This is a genomic window from Holdemanella sp. MSK.7.32 (genome assembly GCF_024460475.1).
Lineage (GTDB): Bacteria > Bacillota_I > Bacilli_A > Erysipelotrichales > Erysipelotrichaceae > Holdemanella.
Map to the genome: position 1 here is coordinate 21583 of NZ_JANFYN010000012.1, position 23252 is coordinate 44834.

Below are 23252 nucleotides of genomic sequence, written 5' to 3' on the forward strand. Positions count from 1 at the left end.
CCTACTTTAACTTCTTTACTAAATCCATAACCTCACTCATGATTTCTGTATTTCCATTTTGCACATCCTCAACAACACAAGTATTTAAGTGTTCCTGCAAAACAATGTATCCAAATGCCTGCAAAGCACTCTCTACAGCCGCTACCTGCACTAAGATGTCGCCACAATAACGATTCTCCTTCAACATATTTTCAATTCCATTTAATTGTCCTACCATACGATGAAGACGATTCGTCAATTGTTTGATTTCTTTCTCATCTCTAGGCTTATGCTTTTTATGACAACACTCACTCATTAATCTCACCTCGATATAATGATATACCCCATATAGGTATATTTCAAGTGATATGATTTGTGGCATAATAAAAGAAAGGAAAATACTCTATGAAATATAATTATTACGTGTACCTGCCAAGAATTGGAACCATTCTTGTCATGTTTTTAACGTGCAGTGCACTCTTCTCAAAAGAAATCTTTTTTAATATCATATACCTTGTTTTTGTCGTGCTCTTTAGCCAAATTCTATTTATATATGAAAAAAGACTATTAAAAAACAATGAACCACAATACGAAAAAATCAGTTTTCGCGATTCATTGTTGATGTATCCCATTCTATTAAAAATTGAACTATTCCTATTTGCGATTGTCAGCCTATTTAGTATATTGATCCTTCTATGCATCAATAAAACCATTATGGCACTAATCACATTTGGAGTTATCACAATTATTATTTCACTCTATTTCAATATGCGAAGACACTAATAAACTTCATTAAAGAGTAAGACAGTTCTGATTTTATCGTCTTACTCTCCTTTTTATTTTTTGAATAATTATAAACATTTTTTATCTATACTTCTCTAAGTTGCTTTAAATATATCATTGCTCACTTTACTTGGTTTATCTCCAACTGGACTCATGCCGTGCCCGGCACACATTAAAAGCGAACCCTACCATTATTAAGATAGTGATTCGCTCGTTTGATCTGCTTTTTCTGTTTGCCGCAACATGCGATATCCAACCCCCACATGCGTCTGAATATATTTAGGATTTGAAGTGTCTGGCTCAATCTTTTTACGCAATGTAGCCATAAACACACGAAGACTTGGAGTCTCTGTACCCTGAACGCTTCCCCACACTTCTTGCATGATATAATTATGTGTTAAAACCTTATCGGTATTTTTAGCTAAAACGCACAACAATTTATATTCAATCGGTGTTAAATGGATTTCATGCCCATTCTCATATACACAACCCTGCGCATAGTTGATTGTCAAATTTCCATTTTCATATACACTCTCATTTACACTTTTCGTCTGGCTATTATTCAATCTTCGAATCGTTACACGAAGTCTAGCCAACAATTCATCCACTGAAAATGGTTTTGTCAAATAATCATCGGCCCCTAAATCTAAAGCTTTCACTTTATCTTGATCTTCACTTCTTGCCGAAACCACAATAATTGGAATATTTGACCAAGAACGAACCTTCTTTATAACTTCCAAACCATCCATATCCGGTAAACCTAAGTCTAGAAGCATAATGTCAGGATTATAAGAAAGCACATTCATGATTCCTTGCTTCGCTGTTTTTGCCAGACGAAACTGATAATTTTCCATCTCTAGAGTTGTCGTAATCAAATTCCCAACCGCAATATCATCTTCAATTACTAAGATTTGAACTTTATTCATACAACTTTACCTCCACTGCATCCAATACAAACTTAAAACAAGCTCCATGAGGCGTTACATTCTCAACCCAAATCGTACCACCATGCGATTGAATAATTGACTTACACAAAGATAGACCTAGACCCATGCCACGTCTTGTATCTCCACCTCGATTGTTTTCCGTATAGAACATCTCAAACAATTGATCTGGATGTAAAACACCATTTCCATCATCTTGAACTTCAATTAAAATTTTATCCTCAACCCGCCTAGCATTCAAAGTAATATTTGAATTTTCAGGCGTATATTTGATCGCATTATTTATTAAATTCACTAAAACCTGAATAATCAAGCGTGCATCCATATTAGCCATCAATAAATCATCCTCTAAATGCATAGAAATATTATGTTTGCGTTTATTACGACCCAAATGATGAATGGCCTCTCTAAAAATATCCTCAATCATTTCTGGTTGTAAATTCAACTGCATCGTACCATTTTCAATTCTCGTTATAAACAATAAGTTTTCCACCAAATCATACAACCACATCGCATCATTATAAATATCTTGATACAATTCCTTCTTCTTTTCTTGTGAGAACGCATTCTCGTTTTCCAACAATAAACCGGCATTACCTGAAATACTAGTCAGTGGCGTTCTTAAATCATGCGAAATCATACGTAATAAATCGGCTCGCAACGCCTCTTGTTTGGCTTGCTGCTCAATCTTTAGATTTTCTAAACGAATCATTTCCTTCTCTAAAGCCATACCACACTCGTCCAATATCGCAAGCCACAAATTTTTTTCAAAAGAATCTATCTTATCTTTTAATACAATTCCAACCACACCTAATACTTCGTGCGTTCCATTAATAGGCAAATATAAACACATCGAATCCGAATGATAACTCGTTGTCTTTCCAGCCTCATGCCTATTTTTATAAACCCAAGCCACAATATCCGTTTCTACAGGACACTGTCCTAATAGAATAGGCTCATCATTATGTGGATACAACACTAAATCCGTATCCAATAATTTATGCAGCTGTTTTAACATCGAAGCATAGATTGCATTCATATCATTCGCCTTTTGAAGCATCTGGCTCATCTCCAATAAGACTTGCGTACGATACACTTGTTTGGCATTTTCGAAAGATTGTTTCTTTAATCTTGTCATTAATGAACTAGATGACATGGCCACCACAAACATAACAATGTATGTCGTAATATAGCTTGGATCACTCAGCAAAGAAAAGTAGGGATATGTAAAGAAAAAGTTAAAGCATAACACTGAAAATAAAGACGCCAATAAACTATAGATATATCCACTTGTCCAAATGGATACAAATACAATGCCCAAGATATAGATCATAATAGGCGTTGTAATCAAGAATTGAAAGTGCATAAATCCCTTGCCAATAAGCGTACAAAGAAAAAGAATCCCCATCATTTTTAATGTATCTTTCAATGAAAAACTCAAAAGATTAAAATTAAAATGAAACATGCGACGATAATCCTGCGGATAATTCACAGAATATACATCAATATCTTTCAACTTAAACAATGCTTGTTTCGCCAAATTCTTTTCTAAAACAACACAATCCACCTGAGAAACACCCACATATTCCACAAGCTGAGGCAATACATCCTGTCCATAAAGAATCGTTACTTTTGCCCCTTTACTCTCCGCATACTTAATATTTTCACGTAAACAACTCTTTGATGCCGCACTTATCCCCTCATATTTTGGAGTTTGCACAAAAATAGCACTCAATACTGCATGATTGCTTTTTGCAATTTGAGCTCCCTTATCAATAACTCTAGAATTATATTTAGAAGCCGATAAACATATTAATACATTCGCCATAAAATTAGTATAACACAAGCCCACAAAGAATCATCAAGAATCGTCCATCTTAACATTGTCTTAACATAGTGTTAAAATACTTTATGTAATCTTAATACAGACTAGTGTAGAATGTTTTAAGATATTAGGATAGGTGGTTTTATGTTTAAAAAACGTATGAAACGCATTACCCCAGGACAAATGATTATCCTCAGTTTTGCGACTATGATATTTATCGGTGCCTGCCTGCTTATGCTTCCATTTTCCACAAACGATGGTAAGGGCGCACCCTTTTTAGATGCATTATTCACTTCAACCAGTGCCTCCTGCGTAACCGGACTGATTATGCATGACACAGCACAATATTGGTCCCCCTTTGGACAACTCATTATCTTGATTCTGATTCAAATTGGAGGTATGGGCGTCATTACGATGGCCATTCTACTCTTTGTTCTTGGAGGCAAGAAAATTGGTTTTAAACAAAGATATTTTATGCAACAATCTATTTCTGCCCCAAAACTAGGGGGTATTATCCGAAACACAAAATGGATTCTAAAAGCTACAATATGTGTCGAAGCACTAGGTACCATCTTATTAGGCATACGCTTCTTACCGCGTTTTGGACTTGTCAAAGGCCTATGGTATTCCATATTCCATTCCATCTCAGCCTTTTGTAACGCAGGCTTTGATCTAATGGGTACAAACCAAGCCTACTCATCTTTAACAGGATATGCCGGCGATATTTTAGTATCCAACGTCATTGCAGCACTAATCGTACTTGGTGGTTTAGGCTTCTTTGTCTGGAAAGATGTTGTTGAATACAAACATCATTTACATAAATATTCACTACAATCCAAAGTTGTATTATTTACTACTGCAACATTGTTGATCATCAGTACACTCTATTTCTTTATCAATGACTTTAGCCATTGGAATATGCGTCTAGCCGATCAAATCAACGTTTCCATTTTCCAAGCCGTATCCCCAAGAACAGCCGGATTTAATACGATTGATTTAAACAAAATGAATCAAAGCAGCATTTTCTTTATGACATTATTAATGTTAATAGGAGGAAGTCCACAAGGTACGGCCGGAGGATTTAAAACAACAACACTAGCCGTATTGATTCTAAGTATTCGTGCTGTATTCAATCATAAACAAAACCCTCAATGTTTTGGAAGACGCATTTCCATGGACACATTAAACAATGCGACTGCCCTATTTATGTTGTTTATGGTATTATTCTTTACAGGAGCTTTTCTTATTTCAGCCTTCGATCAATTACCCATTCTTGATGCCCTATTTGAAGCGGCCTCTGCCATTGGTACAGTCGGATTAACATTAGGAATCACACCTACATTATCAAGTGCATCACATTGTATTTTAATTTTCTTGATGTTCTTTGGAAGAATTGGAGGCTTAACTTTACTTTTAGCTATTTCTAAACATCAAGTTGTCGCAAACGCAAATTTACCACAAGAAAATATCACAATTGGATAACAGGAGGAACATATGAAATCAGTATTAATTATTGGTATGGGACGTTTTGGACGTCACATGGCACAAAAACTATATGATTTAGGACATGACGTTTTGGCCATTGATAAAAATGAAGAAAAAATCAACAAAGTCCTTTCTTATGTCACAAACGCACAAATCGGAGATTCTACCGACGAAAGCTTTATTGACTCACTAGGCGTATCGAACTTTGATCTTTGCGTTGTAGCCATTGGAGATGACTTTCAAAGTTCACTCGAAACAACAGCCCTATTAAAAGATCACGGATCAAAACTTGTTGTCGCAAGAGCCGTGCGCGATGTACACGCTAAATTCTTATTGCGCAATGGAGCCGATGAAGTTGTATATCCTGAAAAACAAATTGGTAACTGGGCCGCCGTACGTTTTTCAAGCGAAAACATCTTTGACTACGTACAACTTACTCCAGAATATTCCATTTATGAAATTGCCGTACCAACCGCTTGGATTGGAAAAACCATGTTAGAACTCGATATTCGTAGAAAATACCATATCAACATTCTAGCTACAAAAATCAATGGAATTCTAGACCCACTTCCTAGTGCTGAACATACTTTCCAGGAATCTGAAAACATTCTTATTCTTGCGCAAAATTCAGACGTACAAAAATTCCTTCGTTTTTAATGAAATCTTAACATGACGCCTCATTCTTTAACACCGTTTAAACATTTAAAATTCTACAATAAAGGTGTAAGAAAGAGGCGATTATTTATGTTAGAAATTTTATCAATAGGATCCGTAATCTACATTTCTTTCTTAGTCCCACGACTTTTAAATCACATTTTAAACATCACTCGCCATTAATGTATGCCACGAGCATACCAATTATCCCCATTTTTAAGTTATAAATATACTTAAGAAAGGGGATTTTTTTTATGAAAACATGGAAACTAGTCAGTGGAATCATTTCCATTGTATTAAGTGTATTTGTCGTATTCCAAAGTATGATAGCAGGCCTTGCCAACGCCCTAGAAGAAAGTGGACAAGTAAGTGGAAGTGCAGGACTTGTTGTTAGTATATGCATGCTTTGTGGAGGAATTGTATCGATTGTATCTAGAAAGAACAATTCAAAAGGAACCAACATTGCACTTATTATTCTATTTGGTTTAGCTACATTAACAGGCTTTGTACTTGCAGGAAACTATTCAGACCTATATATTTGGTCAGCATGGTGCTTGATCAACGCAGTACTTGCAATCATTTCATTAAGAAAAGGTATCAGAAATTAAAACTGATACCTTTTAAAAAACCTTTACTTATCAAGTAAATGGATATTTTTACACATTTTTCTGTAGTTTTAGACACATGTTTAACACATTTTTTCTGAAGCATCAAAAAAAGACAGCAATTAAGCTGCCTATCTTACCATATCACGAGTAATGTCTTTTAAGCTTTTAGCCCCACACATCTCCATAGTATCTTGAAGTTCACTGCCAAGTTTATCCACTAAGACTTGAATGCCTTCTTCTTTTGCTCCATAAATCGCATTCACAAATGGACGAGCTACAATAACGGCATCCGCACCTAATGCCAAAGCCTTAAAAATATCGACACCATTACGAAGTCCACCATCCACAAAGATTTTCATACTGCCATCTACAGCTTTTACAATCTCTTCGAGTACTTCAGCCGTTGCAGGTGTCTGATCTTGAACTCGACCACCATGATTCGAAACCACAATTGCACTAGCTCCTGCTTCTTTTGCCTTTAAAGCTCCCTTCACACTCATAACACCCTTCACAATAAATGGTACTGGTGTATTTGAAATGATTGCCTTTAATTGTTCTGTATTCATTCTTCCTGCAGGAGGCTGACACCCCTTTAAGAAAGGAAGTCCAGCTGCATCTACATCCATAGCTACCGCAAAGGCATTACTGTTTAAAGCTAAATTTAGCTTTTCCAAATAAGTCTCTAAACTCCAAGGTTTAACGGTTGGAATACCATACCCATTATTCTCTTTAATAATTCGTGTCGCATTTTCCATTATACTAGGATCTTTTCCATCTCCTGTAAACGCACAAATACCAGCATCCATACAACCTCGAACTAAAATATCATTGTATCCATTATCATCATATGCATCTGAATAGTGCATGGCTACAGCTCCTACAGGACCTGCAAAAATCGGATATTTAAATGTATGACCAAATAGTTCTAATTCTGTACTTACTGGCTCATTATCTGTAATTGTATCCATATTCACACGAATGTTTTTCCAAGCATCATAGTTACGCATCGCAACATCCCCAATTCCTTTAGCACCAGGACCCGGAATCGTATTTCGACATGCCCTTCCATCACATACAGGACAAGACTTACATAATTTTGTCCCCATCACTTCACGACTTTTTTCCATCAATTCCATATAATTCATAATCATTCCTCCATTACATTCGCTATAACTAAACCTAATATTCCAGCTACCAGTTTCACAACCACAAACCAAGTCACACTTGCAGGATTGACTGAGGCAATAAAACCGAGTTGTCCACCAAACACAAATGCCCCACTCAAAGAAAAGGCAGCATTTAAAATCTTACCCTTCCTGTTCATTTTACTAAATAATGGTAACATCGCAATACTTGTTCCAAAAGATAAGATAATTCCCATCACTGAATATTTATCAATATTTAGTATTTGACCTACTCTTTCAATCTGATTCGAAAACTTTCTTAATATAATTTCACAAAACACCAAAGAACCACAAACAATAATACTCATTTGAAATACAATGCGCAAAGCTTCATTGATCAATGTCGCATTTGTGAAGTTCATGTTGAAAAAGAAAGTCAAACAAACTAGAAAAAAGAAGATGTATCCTACGAATTGTACAAGCTTAGAAAATAATGTCAATACGACAATCAACGTTTGAAAAGAAATAAAGAATAGTCCTATCAAAATAGCACAAATAAGAATTACGGGTAAAAACACAATCAAAAAATGATCAATACGCAATAAAAAGCCACAACCAATAAGAATAGGTAATAAACCTAAAATACCATACACAACTCCTTTTAAATAGTGATTCAAATCATCTTTATCCAGTTCCTTTAAAAAGATTGGCAATTGAAAACTAATTAAGCATCCTAAAGTGGACGTTAATAATACACCGCAAAAGATAAGCACACTTTCAGAATGTGTCATAGACTCTATAATGGAATAACCTCCAAGATCTGGCGCCAACAAACTCGAAATAATCATTTCTTTATTTTTGAAAAGAGTGGCATGACCATTTAAAAACGCAATCGCTATACAATAAAAGCCCCCAACGCTCATCATAAAATCACCCATCGTGATAATGCCTCGATCAAAAGAAGTGGCTAGTCCAAGTCGATTCTTAAACATCTTGTCAAGTAAGCCTAAAGCAGCAAAGCATAATAAAATAAAAATAATCGGATTCATGCATTCATTCTATTATAAGAAAGAAAAAAAGTCGAAGAAATTTTCTTCGACTAATGTGCGTTACTTGCCGCAACTTTTACTCTAGACCACAAATCCGCAATGATCTTACGTGTAGTTTCATCATATTGGAATACTTCATCTTTATCGTAACCAGCACGAGGTGTATATGCGTTGATACCATCATAATCTCCGCCTTTACCACCAAGTTCTTCCGTAACTTCTTTATTTGGTGAAGTATATCCAACATAACTCGAATTATCCATAGCTGCATCATAGCTTGTAATATAACGAATAAACTCATTCGCAAGCTTAGGATTCTTCGCATTCTTAGGAATAACCATCGCATCTGACCATAAGTTTGTTCCACTCTTTGGCATATAGAATCCCATATTTTCATTTTCTGACATGACATAAGCTGCATCTCCAGAATAAATAAGTCCTAAAGCCTTTCTAGCTTGTGCCATATTATCAATAATTTCATCTGTTACAATTTCTGGATCCATTGTCTGAACACATTGAATCAACCAGTTATATGCTGCATTTAATTCATCTTGACTTGTCGTATTCATTGAATAACCAAGAGCTTTTAATGCCATCATAAATGAATCTCTTTCTGAATCATATAGATAGATATCTCCCTTAAATTTCTGATCTAAGAAAATATCCCATCCATCTTTTTCCAAATCTTCTTCAGATACTTTTGTCTTATCGTATACGATACCAACAGTACCCCAGAAATAAGGAATTGAATATTCATTCTTTGGATCATACGGAAGACCTTTGATCGCATCCACCAATTCACCTAAACATTCTTTGCGAGTTTCTGGCTCTAATTTTTGAAGCATTTTTTCCTGCATCATTCTTTGAATCATATAATCACTTGGAACCAATACATCATACGCATCGCCATTGGCAACCTTAATATACATCTGTTCGTTTGAATCAAAGTTATCCATGATAACCTTAGCTCCCGTTAACTCTTCAAAACCTGAAATGATATTTTCACCTGTATATTCACCCCAGTTATATACATGTAAAGTTTGTCCTGCATAAGGCTGACTACCAGCTGATTTATTCAAGCCAAATAAAGAGGCCACTAAACCAACTACCACAACACCTGCAACAGCCCATTTCCAAGGTTTATTTTGTTTTGAAGGACTTGTCTTTTTACGAATCATTGGCAAGATATTCACGATTGTTAGAGTGATTGTGATCAGCAATACAACCAATGTACTAATCGCATTTACACTTGGATTAATACGCTTAGACATTGTATACACCATAATACTCAAATTCTTTACACCTTGACCCGTCACGAAATATGAAATAACAAAATCATCAAATGACATTGTGAACGCAATCAAAGCACCCGAAACAATACCCGGCATAATTTGAGGTACAATAACTTTCACCAAAGCTTGCCAAGGCGTAGCGCCTAAATCCATTGCAGCATCGGCCAAGTTTGGATCTAATGATTTGATCTTAGGCATAATACTCAAAATAACATATGGAATACAGAAAGCAATATGTGCTAATAATAATGTCACAAATCCCTTTTCAATTTGGAAAGTAATAAATAGAAGCATCAATCCAATGGCAGTAACAATTTCAGGGTTCATGATTGGAAAATCATTGACCTGACTGACAAAAGCACGCAATACTTTCTTTGACTTTGATAAACCAATCGCCGTAATCGTACCAATGATCGTAGAAATAATTGTCGCCAATAAGGCAATAATAATTGTGACATACAAAGATTCCATCATACCGTGGTTTTTAAGCATAGCCTCATACCAACATAATGAGAACCCTGTAAAGTGTGTTAACGATTTTGAACTATTGAAGGAAAAAATAATCATGAATAATATTGGTGCATAAAAGAACACCAATAATAAAGCCATGCCTACTTTACCTAATACTCTCTTATCTTTCGACATGCCTATTTTTCCTCCTTATTACGCTCTTCCAATTTCCTTACAAGCATCATTAGAAGCATCATGATCATAGCCATGATCATTGAGATAGCTGAACCAAAGTTCCATTCTCCTACAGTAATGAACTGATTTTCAATGACGTTACCAATCAAGAAGAATTGTCCTCCACCCAATAATTTAGGAATGAAGAATGAACTTACGGCAGGTAAGAACACTAATGTGATACCTGAAACTACGCCCGGTAATGAAAGTGGGAAAATAACCTTCCAGAACGTCTGGAATTTATTAGCGCCCAAATCCTGAGCCGCCTCTAATAAAGATTTATCCATCTTCGTTAAAGCCGTGTTGATCTGCAGAATCATAAATGGCAAGAAGTTATACACCATACCAATCAATACAGCAGCTTCTGTATATAAAAGTTCTGTATGAATTCCAAACAAGCCTAAAAAGCTACTAATAATTCCATCACTTGATAAAATACCAATCCATGCATATGTTCTTACAAGCATGTTGATCCATGTAGGAAGAGTAATCGCAAGAACTAAGATTTGTTGAACTTTAGGACTATTCTTAGAAATAAAGTATGCGATTGGATATCCGATCAACAAACAAATAATGGTTGTCTTAATGGCAATCCATAAAGAACGCCATAAAATCAACAAGAAATCTTTGTCTGTAAAGAAACGAACATAGTTATCTAATGTAAGCTTAAAGTGCACAATACTGTTGCCTTGCTGAATGATTGAATAAAACGCAATCAGCAACATCGGAAGCAACAACATGATGCAAGCCCACACAATATAAGGGATTGCTAATTGTTGAAATTTTTTCATTTTCTAGAATCCCATTTTCTCCATAACATGGATATCTTCCGCAAAGAAAGTAAGTCCGACCTCTTTTCCTTCCTCTACATAATCCGTTGTATGAATCTTGAATTCACGACCCGTCGTCCAGAAAGTTACCTTATAGACACCTTCCTTAATTGTTTCAGGATCAAAATCATAATCTACATCTAGATCTACTGTTTCATTTTCGTCATCCAACTTCCAGCCCTGTGCATTTGCCCAAGTCTTCAAGTCTGTATCAATAGCCATGGATTCCTTGATTTCATCCACTGTTTTAAAGAAGTTAAACGCAGAAACGGCTTCATTGGCCTTCTTATTTTCAACAACTCTTTGATCTACGACCCAAATCTTACGGGTAATTGAAGTTTTATTATTTGTTGAGAAAGTAACAGTATATTCTCCTACTTCCTGTTTTAAATCTGTATCAATATCATGAATTGAAATAAACTCATCTGTTTCAGGATTCCAAGCCTGTGCATCGGCACGCGCAATGATTTCTTTATCATCAATATCCTTCATATCTTCTAAGTCTAGATAGAAGTCGTTGGCAGAAATCTTTTCTTTTCCATCTTCGCTTGTGATCGCATAGTTCTTGTTTACGTGCATATTTACCGTGACATGCGTACCAGGAACAGTTTCCACCATGATTTCATAGTGAACACCCTTAAATAATACGCTCTCAACTTCACCAGTCATCTTGCCATCCTTCACATCCACAATATCAATATCTTCTGGGCGAATTACGACATCCACTGGTTCATTTTCTTTATATCCTACATCGACACAGTCAAATGTAATATCATCAAAACGTACTTTCTTATCGCAAACCATACGTGCTGGAATAATATTACTTTCCCCAATGAACTTCGCAACATATTGATTGACTGGTTCATTATAAATGTCTTCTGGACTACCAACCTGCTGAATCTCGCCATCCTTCATGATAACAATCTTATCTGACATTGTTAGTGCTTCTTCCTGATCATGCGTAACGAAGATAAATGTGATTCCTACTTCTTGTTGAATCTTCTTTAATTCATACTGCATTTCTTTACGAAGCTTTAAATCCAACGCACTCAAAGGTTCATCCAACAATAATACGCTTGGCTCATTAACTAAGGCACGCGCAATCGCAACACGCTGCTGCTGACCACCAGATAGTAAAGTAACATCTTTATTTTCAAATCCTTCAAGACCAATCAACTTCAACATTTTCATGACCTTTTGATCAATAACGTCCTTACTCATCTTTTTAATTTTCAATCCAAACGCAATATTGTCATACACATTCATATGAGGGAATAGTGCATATTTTTGGAAAACCGTATTCAACTCACGCTTATAGGCTGGCACTTCACAAATATCTTCTCCATTTAAGATGACTTGTCCTTCGCTAGGTTCTAAAAAACCACCTAAAATACGTAATAAAGTTGTTTTTCCACAACCACTAGGCCCTAATAGTGTGACAAACTCATTTTCATATATATCTAAATCAATACCCTTTAACACAACTTGACCATCAAATTCTTTTACGATGTGGCGAAATTGAATTAATTTATTCTTTTCCTGTTCCATGTATGTTCTCTCCTTGTCAATTAAAATACAGGCGGTGTAGATACCCATAATACTTTGGCATCCACACTCGATACGTTTTCTAAATAATGCCCTTCCTTACCTGTAATATAGAAGGTTTCTTTTGATTTAACTTTTAACCTTTTATTACCAACAACTAAAACAACACTGCCCTTTAAAATATAGCCAAATTCCTCTCCCTCATGAGCCTTGACTTCCTGTGACTTTGCGCCCGGTTTTAAAGTCAATAAAAGAGGTTCCATCTGATTCTTCTGGGCATTAGGAATAATATATTCCGTAACCAAATCATCTTGCTCATTCACAAAAAAATCCTGCGTATGGAAAACAATCTGCTCTTCCTTGCTTGATTGAAAGAAATCTGCCAAATTGGTACCTAAAGCTTCCAATATATTCTCCAATGCAGAAATGTTTGGACTTGTTAAGTCGCGCTCTAACTGCGATAAAAAGCCTTTCGTTAATTCACTACGATTCGCAAGTTCTTCCAAAGTCAACCCATTCTGGGTTCGAAGCTCTTTTAGTTTTTTGCCTATTTTCATTCAATCACCCCTAATTTGTTTTTTATACTAAACTTTTTGTTTCATTAAAAGAACAAATCTATTATATAGGAAACCCTCAATTATGCAAGAAAAAAAAGAGCATTTTTTTCATGCTCTAAAGTTAAATTAATTTTACTGTTTCATATTTCTCAAACGATACAATACACAATTTGTCATAACCGCCAAATATAAAGCCTCACTCATACCTTGTGTCTGTAAAGTCAACGGATAATTATCACGAATCATAAAGTCCATACTGATGTTTGTTCTTTGCGATATTTTTAAAATCTTATCCACATTGATCTGTCCCTCATCCCAATACTTAGCAGTATTTCTCGTTACTTCCATATATTTGCCAAATTGAGTTTGTGAAAGTGAAAAAACAACTTCCCGTATAAAACGCATACGATCACCCATGTCATTTTTTAAATTGTATTCAAAATTCTTAAATTTCGAACTTCTTTTAATATCTGTAAACAATTCGGGATGAATCAATTTCATAATATCTTGAACCTGAGTCCATGTTAAGCCTTCTAAATTAACGGGCTGATTATACATTTGATCAAAGAAAATCGAATCAATGGACTGATGATTATAATCTGCAAGAATAAGCACAATACGCGTTTGCGTACGATCCTCGGAATGAATTTGCCTTCTAAAATTACGCAAAGACATATGGGCTGCTTTGGCAACTTCTTCCTCTGAAATATTATTATCTTCAATGAATTGCACAATTTGTTTCATAAAAAAAAACACCTCCACGTTAAACATAGAGATGTTTTATGTGTTTGTACTCGACCAAAAATCGAAAATCGGTCGATGAAAACGATTTTTTAAGCTTTTGTCGTGTTTTCGTTTTGAATATTCTTAATAATATCCGTTAAATCCGCTTCATTGATAGCACCATCATAGAAATCATTCAACGTTTCAATCAGACCCTTATCATCTGGTAAAACCGTTTCAAACACTTCTTTCATGTGTGCAGCCTCCTGATTTGAACCTGCATACTTAACAGTCGCATGAATCATAGATGTATAGATAACATTCACCAACATTAAGTGATACTTATTGTTGTAGCCATCATTACGATTGTCAATGACTGTGCGTGGACTAATTAGAGCTGTACCTTGATATTTAGCTAAAGTAGGAAACTCTAAATAAAGTCCCTTTACCGTCTTATATGTCATTAGTTTCAGTGCATATACACACGCAAATTGTTCTAAATCACCTAACATACGTAAACGATCATCACTGTCTAGAACCTTTTTAAAATTGATATCTAGTAATCTTGCCAAAACATCACTCACACATTCAAGATTGGTCTTACAAACCACTTCCTGACGACCATCTAAATCCGTTGTGATTATGAATAAATCGCCTTCGCGATCATAAAATATATTATCTGGATGTCTTAAATTCACCATGCGATCACCTTTTAACGAATAAAATTCGTACCCTTTCTAATTTCTTTTTCAGGCAAACCATACGCCTCTTTACCTAAGGCAATACTTTTCATCAAGAACGTCATATTACGAGCTAAAGCACGCATTGTTTGTTTACCCTCTTCATCCTGATTGGCTTCTTGTGCATTATTTCCATGAATTGAATTCCAATATTGACTCGATACAACAGGCATACCACTGATTGTAAAATACTTATTTAATTCATCAAAAGTAGCACTCGCTCCGCCACGACGACAAGAAACAACACTAGCCCCCACCTTCATTGTCTTATCAAAACGAGAAATATAGAACAAACGATCCAATACTGCAATCAATGTCGCATTCGCGCTGGCATAATATACAGGACTTGAAACAACCAATCCATCCGCTTCTTCAAATTTGGGTAACAATTCATTGACAATATCATCATATACACACTTGCCAAGTTTCGTACAAGCACCACAAGCTGAGCAACCACGAACAGCTAAGTTTCCAACTTGTACAGTTTCGGTTTCAACCCCACTTTCTTTAAATACAGCTTCCATTTCACGCAAAGCCAAATCATTCACTCCACTGTCATGTGGACTACCATTCAACATTAAGACTTTCATATTTTTCCTCCGAAAAAATCTATCTCTATTTTATCATTTGCGTCAACATGATAAAATGATATTTATGAAACGAATAGTAACTGGAATATTAGCACATGTCGATGCAGGAAAAACTACTTGTATCGAAAGTATGCTTTATACATCAAAAACAATCCGAAAATTAGGACGTGTCGACCATCAAGATGCCTATTTGGATTATGATAATCAAGAAAGAGAAAGAGGCATTACAATTTATTCAAAAGAAGCTCACTTTCATTGGAAAGATAGTGAAATCTATTTGATTGACACACCAGGCCATGTCGATTTTTCAAGCGAAATGGAAAGAAGTCTTCAAGTATTAGATTTAGCCATTCTTTTAATCAACGGACAAGACAGTATTCAATCTCACACTTCTACCATTTGGAAATGCTTAAAACACTATAAGATTCCTACGTTGATCTTTATTAATAAAATGGATATCAGCTATAAGACACAAGAAGAGCTTATGAATGATCTTAAAGTGCATTTCTCATCCAACTGTATCAATTTTAAATCAAAAGATGCTGAAGATGAACTGTCCATGTTGAATGAAGATATCATGAATCACTATCTAGAAACCGAAGAAGTCGATTCATCACTTCTTCAACAAGCCATTTTTAAAAGAGAATGCTTCCCCGTATTCTTTGGTTCTGCCTTAAAAATCCAAGGCATTGAAGATTTAATGGATGCGATTATCGATTTATCTTTTATCCAAGAGTACCCTGAAGATTTTGGGGCTCGTGTATACAAGATTTCAAGTGATGACCAAGGCAATCGTTTAACCCACGTAAAGATTACGGGTGGTGTTTTAAATGCCAAAGATAAAGTTGGTACAGATGAAAAGGTAGATCAAATTCGTTTGTATAACGGAAAACAATTTGAAATGGTACAAACCGCTTATCCAGGAATGATTTGTGCACTAAAAGGATTGAACAAGTATGAAGTAGGTCAAGGGCTAGGCTTTGAATCTGACACGACAAAACCACTCTTAAATGCCTATATGAATTACCAACTCCTACTTCCCGAAGGTGTAGATGCACTTACTATGATGCGCTACTGCAGTGTACTTGCTCAAGAAGATCCGCAGCTACAAATTGAATATGATGAGCAGACGAAACAAATCTTTTTAAGGCTAATGGGATCCATTCAAATGGAAATTCTTCAAAAAGAAATTGAGAAAAGATCTAAAGTTAAAGTTGGTTTTACAACAGGTAAAGTCTTATTTAAAGAAACCATTCAAAATACAGTTATTGGAGTCGGTCACTTTGAGCCTTTAAGGCACTATGCCGAAGTACACTTAAAACTTGAACCATTACCTAGAGGTAAAGGACTTGTGTTTGAATCAAACTGTTCCAATGACGATTTAGCTTTAAATTGGCAAAATCTGATTTTAACGCATTTAAAAGAGAAACAACACAAAGGTGTATTAACTGGATCGCCAATTACCGATATAAAAATCACTTTAGTGGCCGGTAAAGCCCATTTAAAACATACAGAAGGTGGGGATTTTCGACAAGCAACCTATCGTGCTATAAGACAAGGTCTAAAAGAAGCAGAATCTGTATTATTAGAACCTTATTATAGTTTTGAATTAGTCGTTGAAAATCAACATGTTTCAAAAGCCTTGTTTGATTTAGAAAACAAGCATTGCTCATTTAAAATTGAAGAAGACATGAACAATCTTGTCCACATAAAAGGAACGGGACCCGTTCGTGAGTTGATGGACTATCAAAAAGATGTCATCGCATACACAAAAGGAAAAGGCCAATTTATCTGTGAATTAGAAGACTATCATGAGTGTTTTGATCAAGAAAAGATCATTGAAGAAACAAATTATGATAGTGAAGCCGATTTAAACAATCCAACCGGATCTGTATTCTGCGAACATGGAGCAGGTTATTTTGTGCCTTGGGATGAAGTCAAGGAGCATATGCACATCCAAATTAAAGAAGCCAACGCAACTTCCTATACTTCTTATGTAAAACATACAGTTCGTGAAGAAGAATTAAAGAAAGTATTTAATTCACTTGGTGGAAACAACAAGAAAGCTGAAAAGCCAATCAAGAAAAAAGCGAAGGTTGATATGAATTTAAATCAGATTCATGTCGAAAATAAAAAGCCAGAATGTTTAATGATTGACGGCTACAATATGATTTATGACTGGCAAGATTTAAAAGATATTGCCAAAGTAAACATTGAATCTGCACGTGATGAATTGATCAATCGAATCTCGAATTATCAAGGATATAAGCGTATCAAAGTCATCTTAGTATTTGATGGATATCGCGTAAAAAACAATACAGGTTCACATTTTAATCAAGGAAATCTAGACATTATTTATACGAGATATAATCAAACAGCAGACAGCTATATTGAAAAGGCTGTACACGACTTAAAAAAGAAATATGAATTATCAGTTGCGACAAGTGATGGCTTGATTCAAAATGCGATCTTAGCCAATGGTGCAAAAAGAATCTCAGCTCGTGAACTTGAGATTGTCGTAAAAAACGTAAACAAACGAGCTCTTTCGTACTTAAAGAAATAGTTTATGATATAATAGCGAAAAAGATGGAGGAATTTAATTTATGACAAGAAAGATTGCCATTATTGGAGCCGGTCCTGCTGGCTATACATTGGCTCAAGAATTAGTTAAAACAGAAAATGAGTACCAGATTGATATTTTTGATAAGGAAGCTGAAATTGGTGGAGCCATTTATACAGGTATTCCTGAATATCGTATGCCGAAAATTTTCTTAGAAAAAGCCTATAACGGATTGATTGAAGCCGGTGTTAAATTCCATTTTAATACTTTTGTGGATCAAACTATGTTTAAAGAATTACAAACAAACTATGATTATGTGGTTGTAGCGATTGGTGCCCAAATTGAAAATACTTTTGGTTTTGAAACAGGTAATGGCGTCGTTGCCGGCTTAACATTACTTTACGATTTAAATATCAATCACAAACAAGAAGACTTCAAAAAATATAAAAAGGCCATTGTTTGGGGTGGTGGAAATGTTGCGATGGATTGTGCAAGATCATTAGTTCGTATCATTGACGATGTCACAATCGTATATCGTAGATCTTTACAGGAAATGCCTGCAAGTCCTGCAGAAATCAAAGCCTGTGAAAAAGAAGGTGTTAAGATTGTCTTCTTAAACAACATCAAAGACATTTTAAAGGATGAAAACGGAAATGTTTGTGGTGTTCAAGTTGCGAAAATGGAACTTGGAGAAATGGATGAATCTGGAAGAGCAAGCTGCCACGAAGTAAAAGATTCATTATTCACAATAGATTGTGATCTAGTTGCGATGGCTATTGGTCAAAAAGTAGACTTCACTCCATTAAATAACAATTTAAAAACAACGGATACACACGCCTCTACATTAGATAATGTATTCATTATTGGAGATGCCTTTACAGGGCCAAAAACAATTGGTAGTGCTGTAATGGAAGGTAAAAAGATTGCCAAAGAAATCGAAGCTAAATACAATGAAGGAGCGAACTAATCGTTCCTTTTTCTTTGGAAAACAAAAAAGCTACCTACACCAACTCTTGCAGGGTTTGTAGGTAGTTTTTACTACATCATAATCTCTTTTCAAATCCACCATCAATTTCTTGATCCTCGCTAATTGTCACAAAGGCCTTTGGATCAATTTCATTGACAATTTTTTTGAAGTTACGAATCTCATATTTATTGACAGCACAAAATAAAATATACTGTTCTGTATCTGTATAAGCACCCTTACCCATCCAGTACGTTACACCGCGTCCTGTTCTTTCCATAATTACATTCTTCATATTTTCTTTCTTTGTAAAAATCAATACAGTCATATTGATATTTTGATAGTGGATACGATCACTAATAAAATAAAGAATAGCCACAAAGATAATGGAATAGAGTGATGTCTGTAAATCAAAAATAAAGGCACAAATTGTAAATAAGATCGAATTAATAATAATCGATAGCTTGCCTACAGAAAAGCCTGGTTTTGTCTTCGATAAACATACACCGGCAATATCCATACCACCGCAACATCCACTACTTTGTAAAGCAAGTCCTACTCCAATACCACACATTAAGGCTCCAAAGATACAATTTGAAAGCATGTCTGGCATAATCACAAAAGATTGTTTTGGCAAAATAGATAATGTAATGGTTTGAACCACTAAACTAATGACAGTCTTGATACAAAATTCTTTATTCATAATTTTAAAGCCCATAATGAACAAAGGAATATTGATCATAAAGTTAATGATACCCACCAAATTCATATGTCCAAGACTTGGCACCATCTTTACAATAAAATACTCAATAATCTGTGCAATACCAATGGCACCACCAAAGTTGATTCCATTCGGTGTCACAAACAAATAAATCCCTAACGAAAGTAAGATACTTCCTATAATTAACTCAATATACTTTTCAACATTTTCTCTCATTTTTTACCCCAACCTAATCTACATACATAGCTAAGTATAATGGAAGAGTTATTTTTTTACCATTAATTCCACAATTTCCATTCACAAATTTATATCCATAAGGAATATTTTCATTTTTCAACAATTGATCCATTGATTGTGAACGATTATTTCCTGCCTTTACTTCGACTGGAATTACTTTTGTGTTTTGTTCAATCAAGAATTCTATTTCTAGGTTCTTATTTTGGTAATAATGAAGCGAATGACGACTTTTCATTAAAATATCCGCTATTAGATTTTCATATATACCACCCTTTACTGGCCCTGTTAAAGTATCATCTAATATAGCCGATTTCATTTCAAAACCATACATTGCCACTAGCAAGCCTAAATCTGTTAAATACATCTTGTAGAATTTATCATTTTCATATCCAACTAAAGGAAATTGACAGGCAGATACATTTTTACAAAGCCATACAAGCCCAGCATCTCTTAACCACTCAATACTATTTTCAAATTTTCTTGCGGTAGCCTTAGATTCCACAACAGAAAACTGAAATTTTTTATTCTCTTTTGCGAGTTGCTTCGTAACCGACATGTAACAATTTTTTACCTTTGGCTTTTCAGATGAAGAAGCATATTTTGAAATATCATCCATATAGCTTGAAATAATTTGTTCCTGAACTTTTTGTACTTGTCCAAAATGATTCGAGTCTAAATATGTTTGCACAACTGCAGGCATTCCACCTACGACAATATACTCACGAATCAATCGCATGAATTGATTGTGTATTTCCTCAGGAATTCTCTCTTTTGAATCATAATATTTTTTTAACAACTCCAACGTATTTTCATTGTATCCTTTTGCCCACAAGAACTCTTCAAAATCTAAACCATACATTGTAACCGACAACTCATAGCCAACAGGTATGCTCGTTACTTCTTTATAACTGATACCCAATAATGAACCACTTGCGATTACATCATATCTGTTATCTAATGCCAAAAATTTCAATGCCGTACGTGCATTCGGACATTCTTGAATTTCATCCAAGAAAATCAATGTATCCCCTTCAATAAATCGTATATGAGGCATCACCAATGTCATTCTCGAAAATATTTCTTCTGCTGATAATGAATTTTCAAATATAGTCTTTAATTGTGGATTCTCGATAAAATTTAAATAAATATAACTCTTATAATTATTCTTTCCAAAATAATCAATAATATATGTCTTACCAATTTGTCTTGCACCACGAACCAATAAACACTCTTGATTTTTTTCTTTTGACCACTTCAACAATGTATCATAAAACTTTCTTCTTAACATAAATACCTCCTAGTCACATTATATCATTTTTGCATATTTTTCGAGGATATTTTTTTACTTTTATGCATATTTTTCGATGTTATTTTAAACAAAAATGCATATTTTTCGAAGATGTTTTCGATCAACATGCATATTTTTTCTATTTATCTGTAATTTGGTAGTACAAATGACGAATCGCCATGATAGGATGATAAAACAACATTCTAGGTCCAGAAAAACGCATCACCTTACGTATCTTTTCTCTTTTATCCAACTTGTAACAATGCACCTTGCATTGCGAACAAAACGTCTTTGTTTCCATAAAAGGACACTTTTCAATACGCATTCTTGCGTATTCATACAAAGCCAAACACTCTGAACACAACTCTTTATCTTTATGATTCTTTCTGCAATACAAATGTATCATCTCATACACTGTACGCATTTCTTTTTCACGCTTATCCATTAGCTGACCCTTTCAGATTCCATATGAATCACACGATCACAATGTGCAAGAGTTGATTCACGGTGTGATACAAAAACAATGGTCTTATCTTTTCTTTCTTCATAAATTGATTTTAAGATAGCCCCCTCATTTAAGCTATCCAAATTACTCGTTGGCTCATCCAATAAAACAAGTTTCGCATCATGTAAAAACATACGTGCTAGGCCTATTCTTTGTCTTTCTCCACCCGATAAAGAACTACCAAGTTCTTCCACTAATGTTTTATAGCCATTTGGCAAAGATTGAATATACTCATGAATATTCGCTTTTTTGCAAGCCTCTTGAACTTCTTCCATCGTCGCATCTTGCTTAGCGACTCTTAAATTATTTTCTATCGTATCATGGAAAAGAATCGTTTCCTGCGTTACATATCCTTCATTCTTTCTTAAATTAGAAGTATTTAAACTCTTAATATCAATCCCATCTACTAAGATTTCTCCCTTTGAAACATTCCAAAAACGCATCAACAATTTTAATAAAGTACTCTTTCCACTACCACTCTTACCTTGAATTCCAATCACTTCATTTTCTCGAATACTCAAATTCATATTTTTTAAGATTTGTTCTTCGTCATACGCAAAATCTACATTTGAAATATCTAATTTATTAAATTTAGCTTCATTACCATTTACTACCTCTTCAACCATAGGTGTTTCATCCAATAAAGAAATAACTCTTTGTCCAGCCCCAATTGTCTGTGATAAAGTTGAACCTAAATTTGCAAGTGCGATGACAGGTCCAAAAGAAGAAATTTGAAGAACACTCGATACAATTGTGGATTCCATTGAACTATTCATAGATACATGAATCAGACATAAACCTAAAGATAATAAGACAACGCATAGGTTCGTTAATGAAACTGTCTTTGCCTGAAAATGCTTCAATTCCTTTTCGCGTGTAGCCAAAATAGAAGTTCTCTCATTCAAGCCCAATAAACGACTATCCGTATCCATATACTGCATACTTTCCTTTAAGCCACGCATACTCTCTAATACATAACTATTTAGATTGGCAGCTTCTTTTCGATATTCTACACCAATATGTCTTGAATGTTTGGAAATATAAATTGGTAAAACTATACCCACTAAAACATAGGCTAAAAACGAATAGATTCCATAGATCCAATCAAACTGTATTTGGATAATGATACAAACTAAGCTTGTGACAAACGCAATACAAATTGGTGAAATCGTATGTGCATAGAACACTTCTAACAATTCAATATCGGAAGTAATCAAAGAAATTAAACTTCCTTTATCTTTTACTTCTAATTTTGCAGGGCACAACTTTCTTAATGTCCCAAATACCTGATCACGAATTCGAGCTAGTAATTTAAACGCAATATAGTGATTACATGCCTGCTCTGCATAACGTAAGATTCCTCTTAAAAGGGCACACACAAACAACAAGATCACAATCGTATGAAAACTAAACGTAGGATCCTTCACCAATGCCATACTTGATAGAACAGGAATAAAGATGGCACATAAAAAGCCTGCAGCCCCCATTAAAATGGCACAAATCATAAATCCTGTTAAGGGAAATACAAGTTTAATTAAACGTGAAAATATTTGAATTGTACTCAT

At 34.8% G+C, this 23252-nt stretch carries 21 protein-coding genes; 5 read left to right on the top strand and 16 right to left on the bottom strand.

What is annotated here, in order from left to right:
- Position 1 precedes the first annotated feature (1 nt).
- From NE544_RS04445 to NE544_RS04455, 3 genes are all read right to left on the bottom strand, one after another.
- Positions 2-295 (bottom strand): metal-sensing transcriptional repressor, encoded by a 294-nt coding sequence (locus NE544_RS04445; RefSeq protein ID WP_118114599.1) that lies wholly within the window; start codon positions 293-295, stop codon positions 2-4.
- A 661-nt stretch (positions 296-956) separates the two neighbouring features.
- The gene (locus NE544_RS04450) at positions 957-1688 is read right to left on the bottom strand and encodes a response regulator (RefSeq protein WP_256268470.1); all 732 of its coding nucleotides are present in this window, start codon (positions 1686-1688) and stop codon (positions 957-959) included.
- The gene (locus NE544_RS04455; protein ID WP_256268471.1) at positions 1681-3534 is read right to left on the bottom strand and encodes a DUF4118 domain-containing protein; all 1854 of its coding nucleotides are present in this window, start codon (positions 3532-3534) and stop codon (positions 1681-1683) included. Before NE544_RS04455 ends, NE544_RS04450 begins: the two co-directional genes overlap by 8 nt.
- Before the next feature lie 141 nt (positions 3535-3675).
- Here NE544_RS04455 and NE544_RS04460 point away from each other — a divergent pair, with 141 nt between their 5' ends.
- The 3 genes from NE544_RS04460 to NE544_RS04470 all read left to right on the top strand — a co-directional run bounded on the left by NE544_RS04460 (position 3676) and on the right by NE544_RS04470 (position 6278).
- The gene (locus tag NE544_RS04460; RefSeq protein WP_256268472.1) at positions 3676-5013 is read left to right on the top strand and encodes a TrkH family potassium uptake protein; all 1338 of its coding nucleotides are present in this window, start codon (positions 3676-3678) and stop codon (positions 5011-5013) included.
- Between the two features lie 12 nt (positions 5014-5025).
- Positions 5026-5673 carry a TrkA family potassium uptake protein gene (locus NE544_RS04465; RefSeq protein WP_118114595.1) on the top strand — a complete coding sequence of 216 codons (648 nt, stop codon included), beginning with the start codon at positions 5026-5028 and terminating at the stop codon, positions 5671-5673.
- 251 nt (positions 5674-5924) lie between these two features.
- On the top strand, positions 5925-6278 hold the full coding sequence (locus NE544_RS04470; RefSeq protein ID WP_256268473.1) for a hypothetical protein: 354 nt from the start codon (positions 5925-5927) through the stop codon (positions 6276-6278).
- 128 nt (positions 6279-6406) lie between these two features.
- On the opposite strand, the gene NE544_RS04475 is transcribed toward NE544_RS04470, so the two are convergent.
- The 9 genes from NE544_RS04475 to NE544_RS04515 form a co-directional block, all read right to left on the bottom strand.
- Entirely contained in the window at positions 6407-7423 is a 1017-nt protein-coding gene (locus NE544_RS04475; RefSeq protein ID WP_256268474.1) for an alpha-hydroxy-acid oxidizing protein, read from the bottom strand.
- 2 nt (positions 7424-7425) lie between these two features.
- On the bottom strand, positions 7426-8451 hold the full coding sequence (gene eutH, locus NE544_RS04480; protein ID WP_256268475.1) for an ethanolamine utilization protein EutH: 1026 nt from the start codon (positions 8449-8451) through the stop codon (positions 7426-7428).
- A gap of 50 nt (positions 8452-8501) precedes the next feature.
- Positions 8502-10388, bottom strand: a complete 1887-nt coding sequence (locus NE544_RS04485; protein WP_256268476.1) for an extracellular solute-binding protein — start codon at positions 10386-10388, stop codon at positions 8502-8504.
- Positions 10389-10390: 2 nt separating this feature from the next.
- Positions 10391-11218, bottom strand: coding sequence for an ABC transporter permease (locus tag NE544_RS04490; protein ID WP_117925107.1), 828 nt, complete (start codon positions 11216-11218; stop codon positions 10391-10393).
- Between the two features lie 3 nt (positions 11219-11221).
- Positions 11222-12805, bottom strand: coding sequence for an ABC transporter ATP-binding protein (locus NE544_RS04495; RefSeq protein ID WP_118114591.1), 1584 nt, complete (start codon positions 12803-12805; stop codon positions 11222-11224).
- 20 nt (positions 12806-12825) lie between these two features.
- Entirely contained in the window at positions 12826-13359 is a 534-nt protein-coding gene (locus NE544_RS04500; RefSeq protein ID WP_118114590.1) for a cupin domain-containing protein, read from the bottom strand.
- A gap of 132 nt (positions 13360-13491) precedes the next feature.
- The gene (locus NE544_RS04505; RefSeq protein ID WP_256268477.1) at positions 13492-14103 is read right to left on the bottom strand and encodes a hypothetical protein; all 612 of its coding nucleotides are present in this window, start codon (positions 14101-14103) and stop codon (positions 13492-13494) included.
- A gap of 89 nt (positions 14104-14192) precedes the next feature.
- Positions 14193-14783, bottom strand: a complete 591-nt coding sequence (locus tag NE544_RS04510; protein WP_118114588.1) for a hypothetical protein — start codon at positions 14781-14783, stop codon at positions 14193-14195.
- 11 nt (positions 14784-14794) lie between these two features.
- Positions 14795-15412 carry a flavodoxin family protein gene (locus NE544_RS04515; protein ID WP_118114587.1) on the bottom strand — a complete coding sequence of 206 codons (618 nt, stop codon included), beginning with the start codon at positions 15410-15412 and terminating at the stop codon, positions 14795-14797.
- A gap of 64 nt (positions 15413-15476) precedes the next feature.
- On the opposite strand from NE544_RS04515, the gene NE544_RS04520 reads away from it, so the two are divergent.
- The gene (locus NE544_RS04520) at positions 15477-17975 is read left to right on the top strand and encodes a translation factor GTPase family protein (RefSeq protein WP_118114586.1); all 2499 of its coding nucleotides are present in this window, start codon (positions 15477-15479) and stop codon (positions 17973-17975) included.
- A 40-nt stretch (positions 17976-18015) separates the two neighbouring features.
- Positions 18016-18939, top strand: coding sequence for an FAD-dependent oxidoreductase (locus tag NE544_RS04525; protein WP_256268478.1), 924 nt, complete (start codon positions 18016-18018; stop codon positions 18937-18939).
- A 76-nt stretch (positions 18940-19015) separates the two neighbouring features.
- On the opposite strand, the gene NE544_RS04530 is transcribed toward NE544_RS04525, so the two are convergent.
- The 4 genes from NE544_RS04530 to NE544_RS04545 form a co-directional block, all read right to left on the bottom strand.
- Positions 19016-19873, bottom strand: a complete 858-nt coding sequence (locus NE544_RS04530) for a YitT family protein (protein ID WP_118114584.1) — start codon at positions 19871-19873, stop codon at positions 19016-19018.
- 13 nt (positions 19874-19886) lie between these two features.
- Positions 19887-21182, bottom strand: a complete 1296-nt coding sequence (locus NE544_RS04535) for an ATP-binding protein (protein ID WP_118114583.1) — start codon at positions 21180-21182, stop codon at positions 19887-19889.
- A 139-nt stretch (positions 21183-21321) separates the two neighbouring features.
- A complete protein-coding gene (locus NE544_RS04540; RefSeq protein WP_256268479.1) occupies positions 21322-21627 on the bottom strand; it encodes a nitrous oxide-stimulated promoter family protein in 306 nt (101 codons plus the stop codon).
- A complete protein-coding gene (locus tag NE544_RS04545) occupies positions 21627-23252 on the bottom strand; it encodes an amino acid ABC transporter ATP-binding/permease protein (RefSeq protein ID WP_256268480.1) in 1626 nt (541 codons plus the stop codon). The genes NE544_RS04540 and NE544_RS04545 overlap by 1 nt, the downstream gene beginning before the upstream one ends.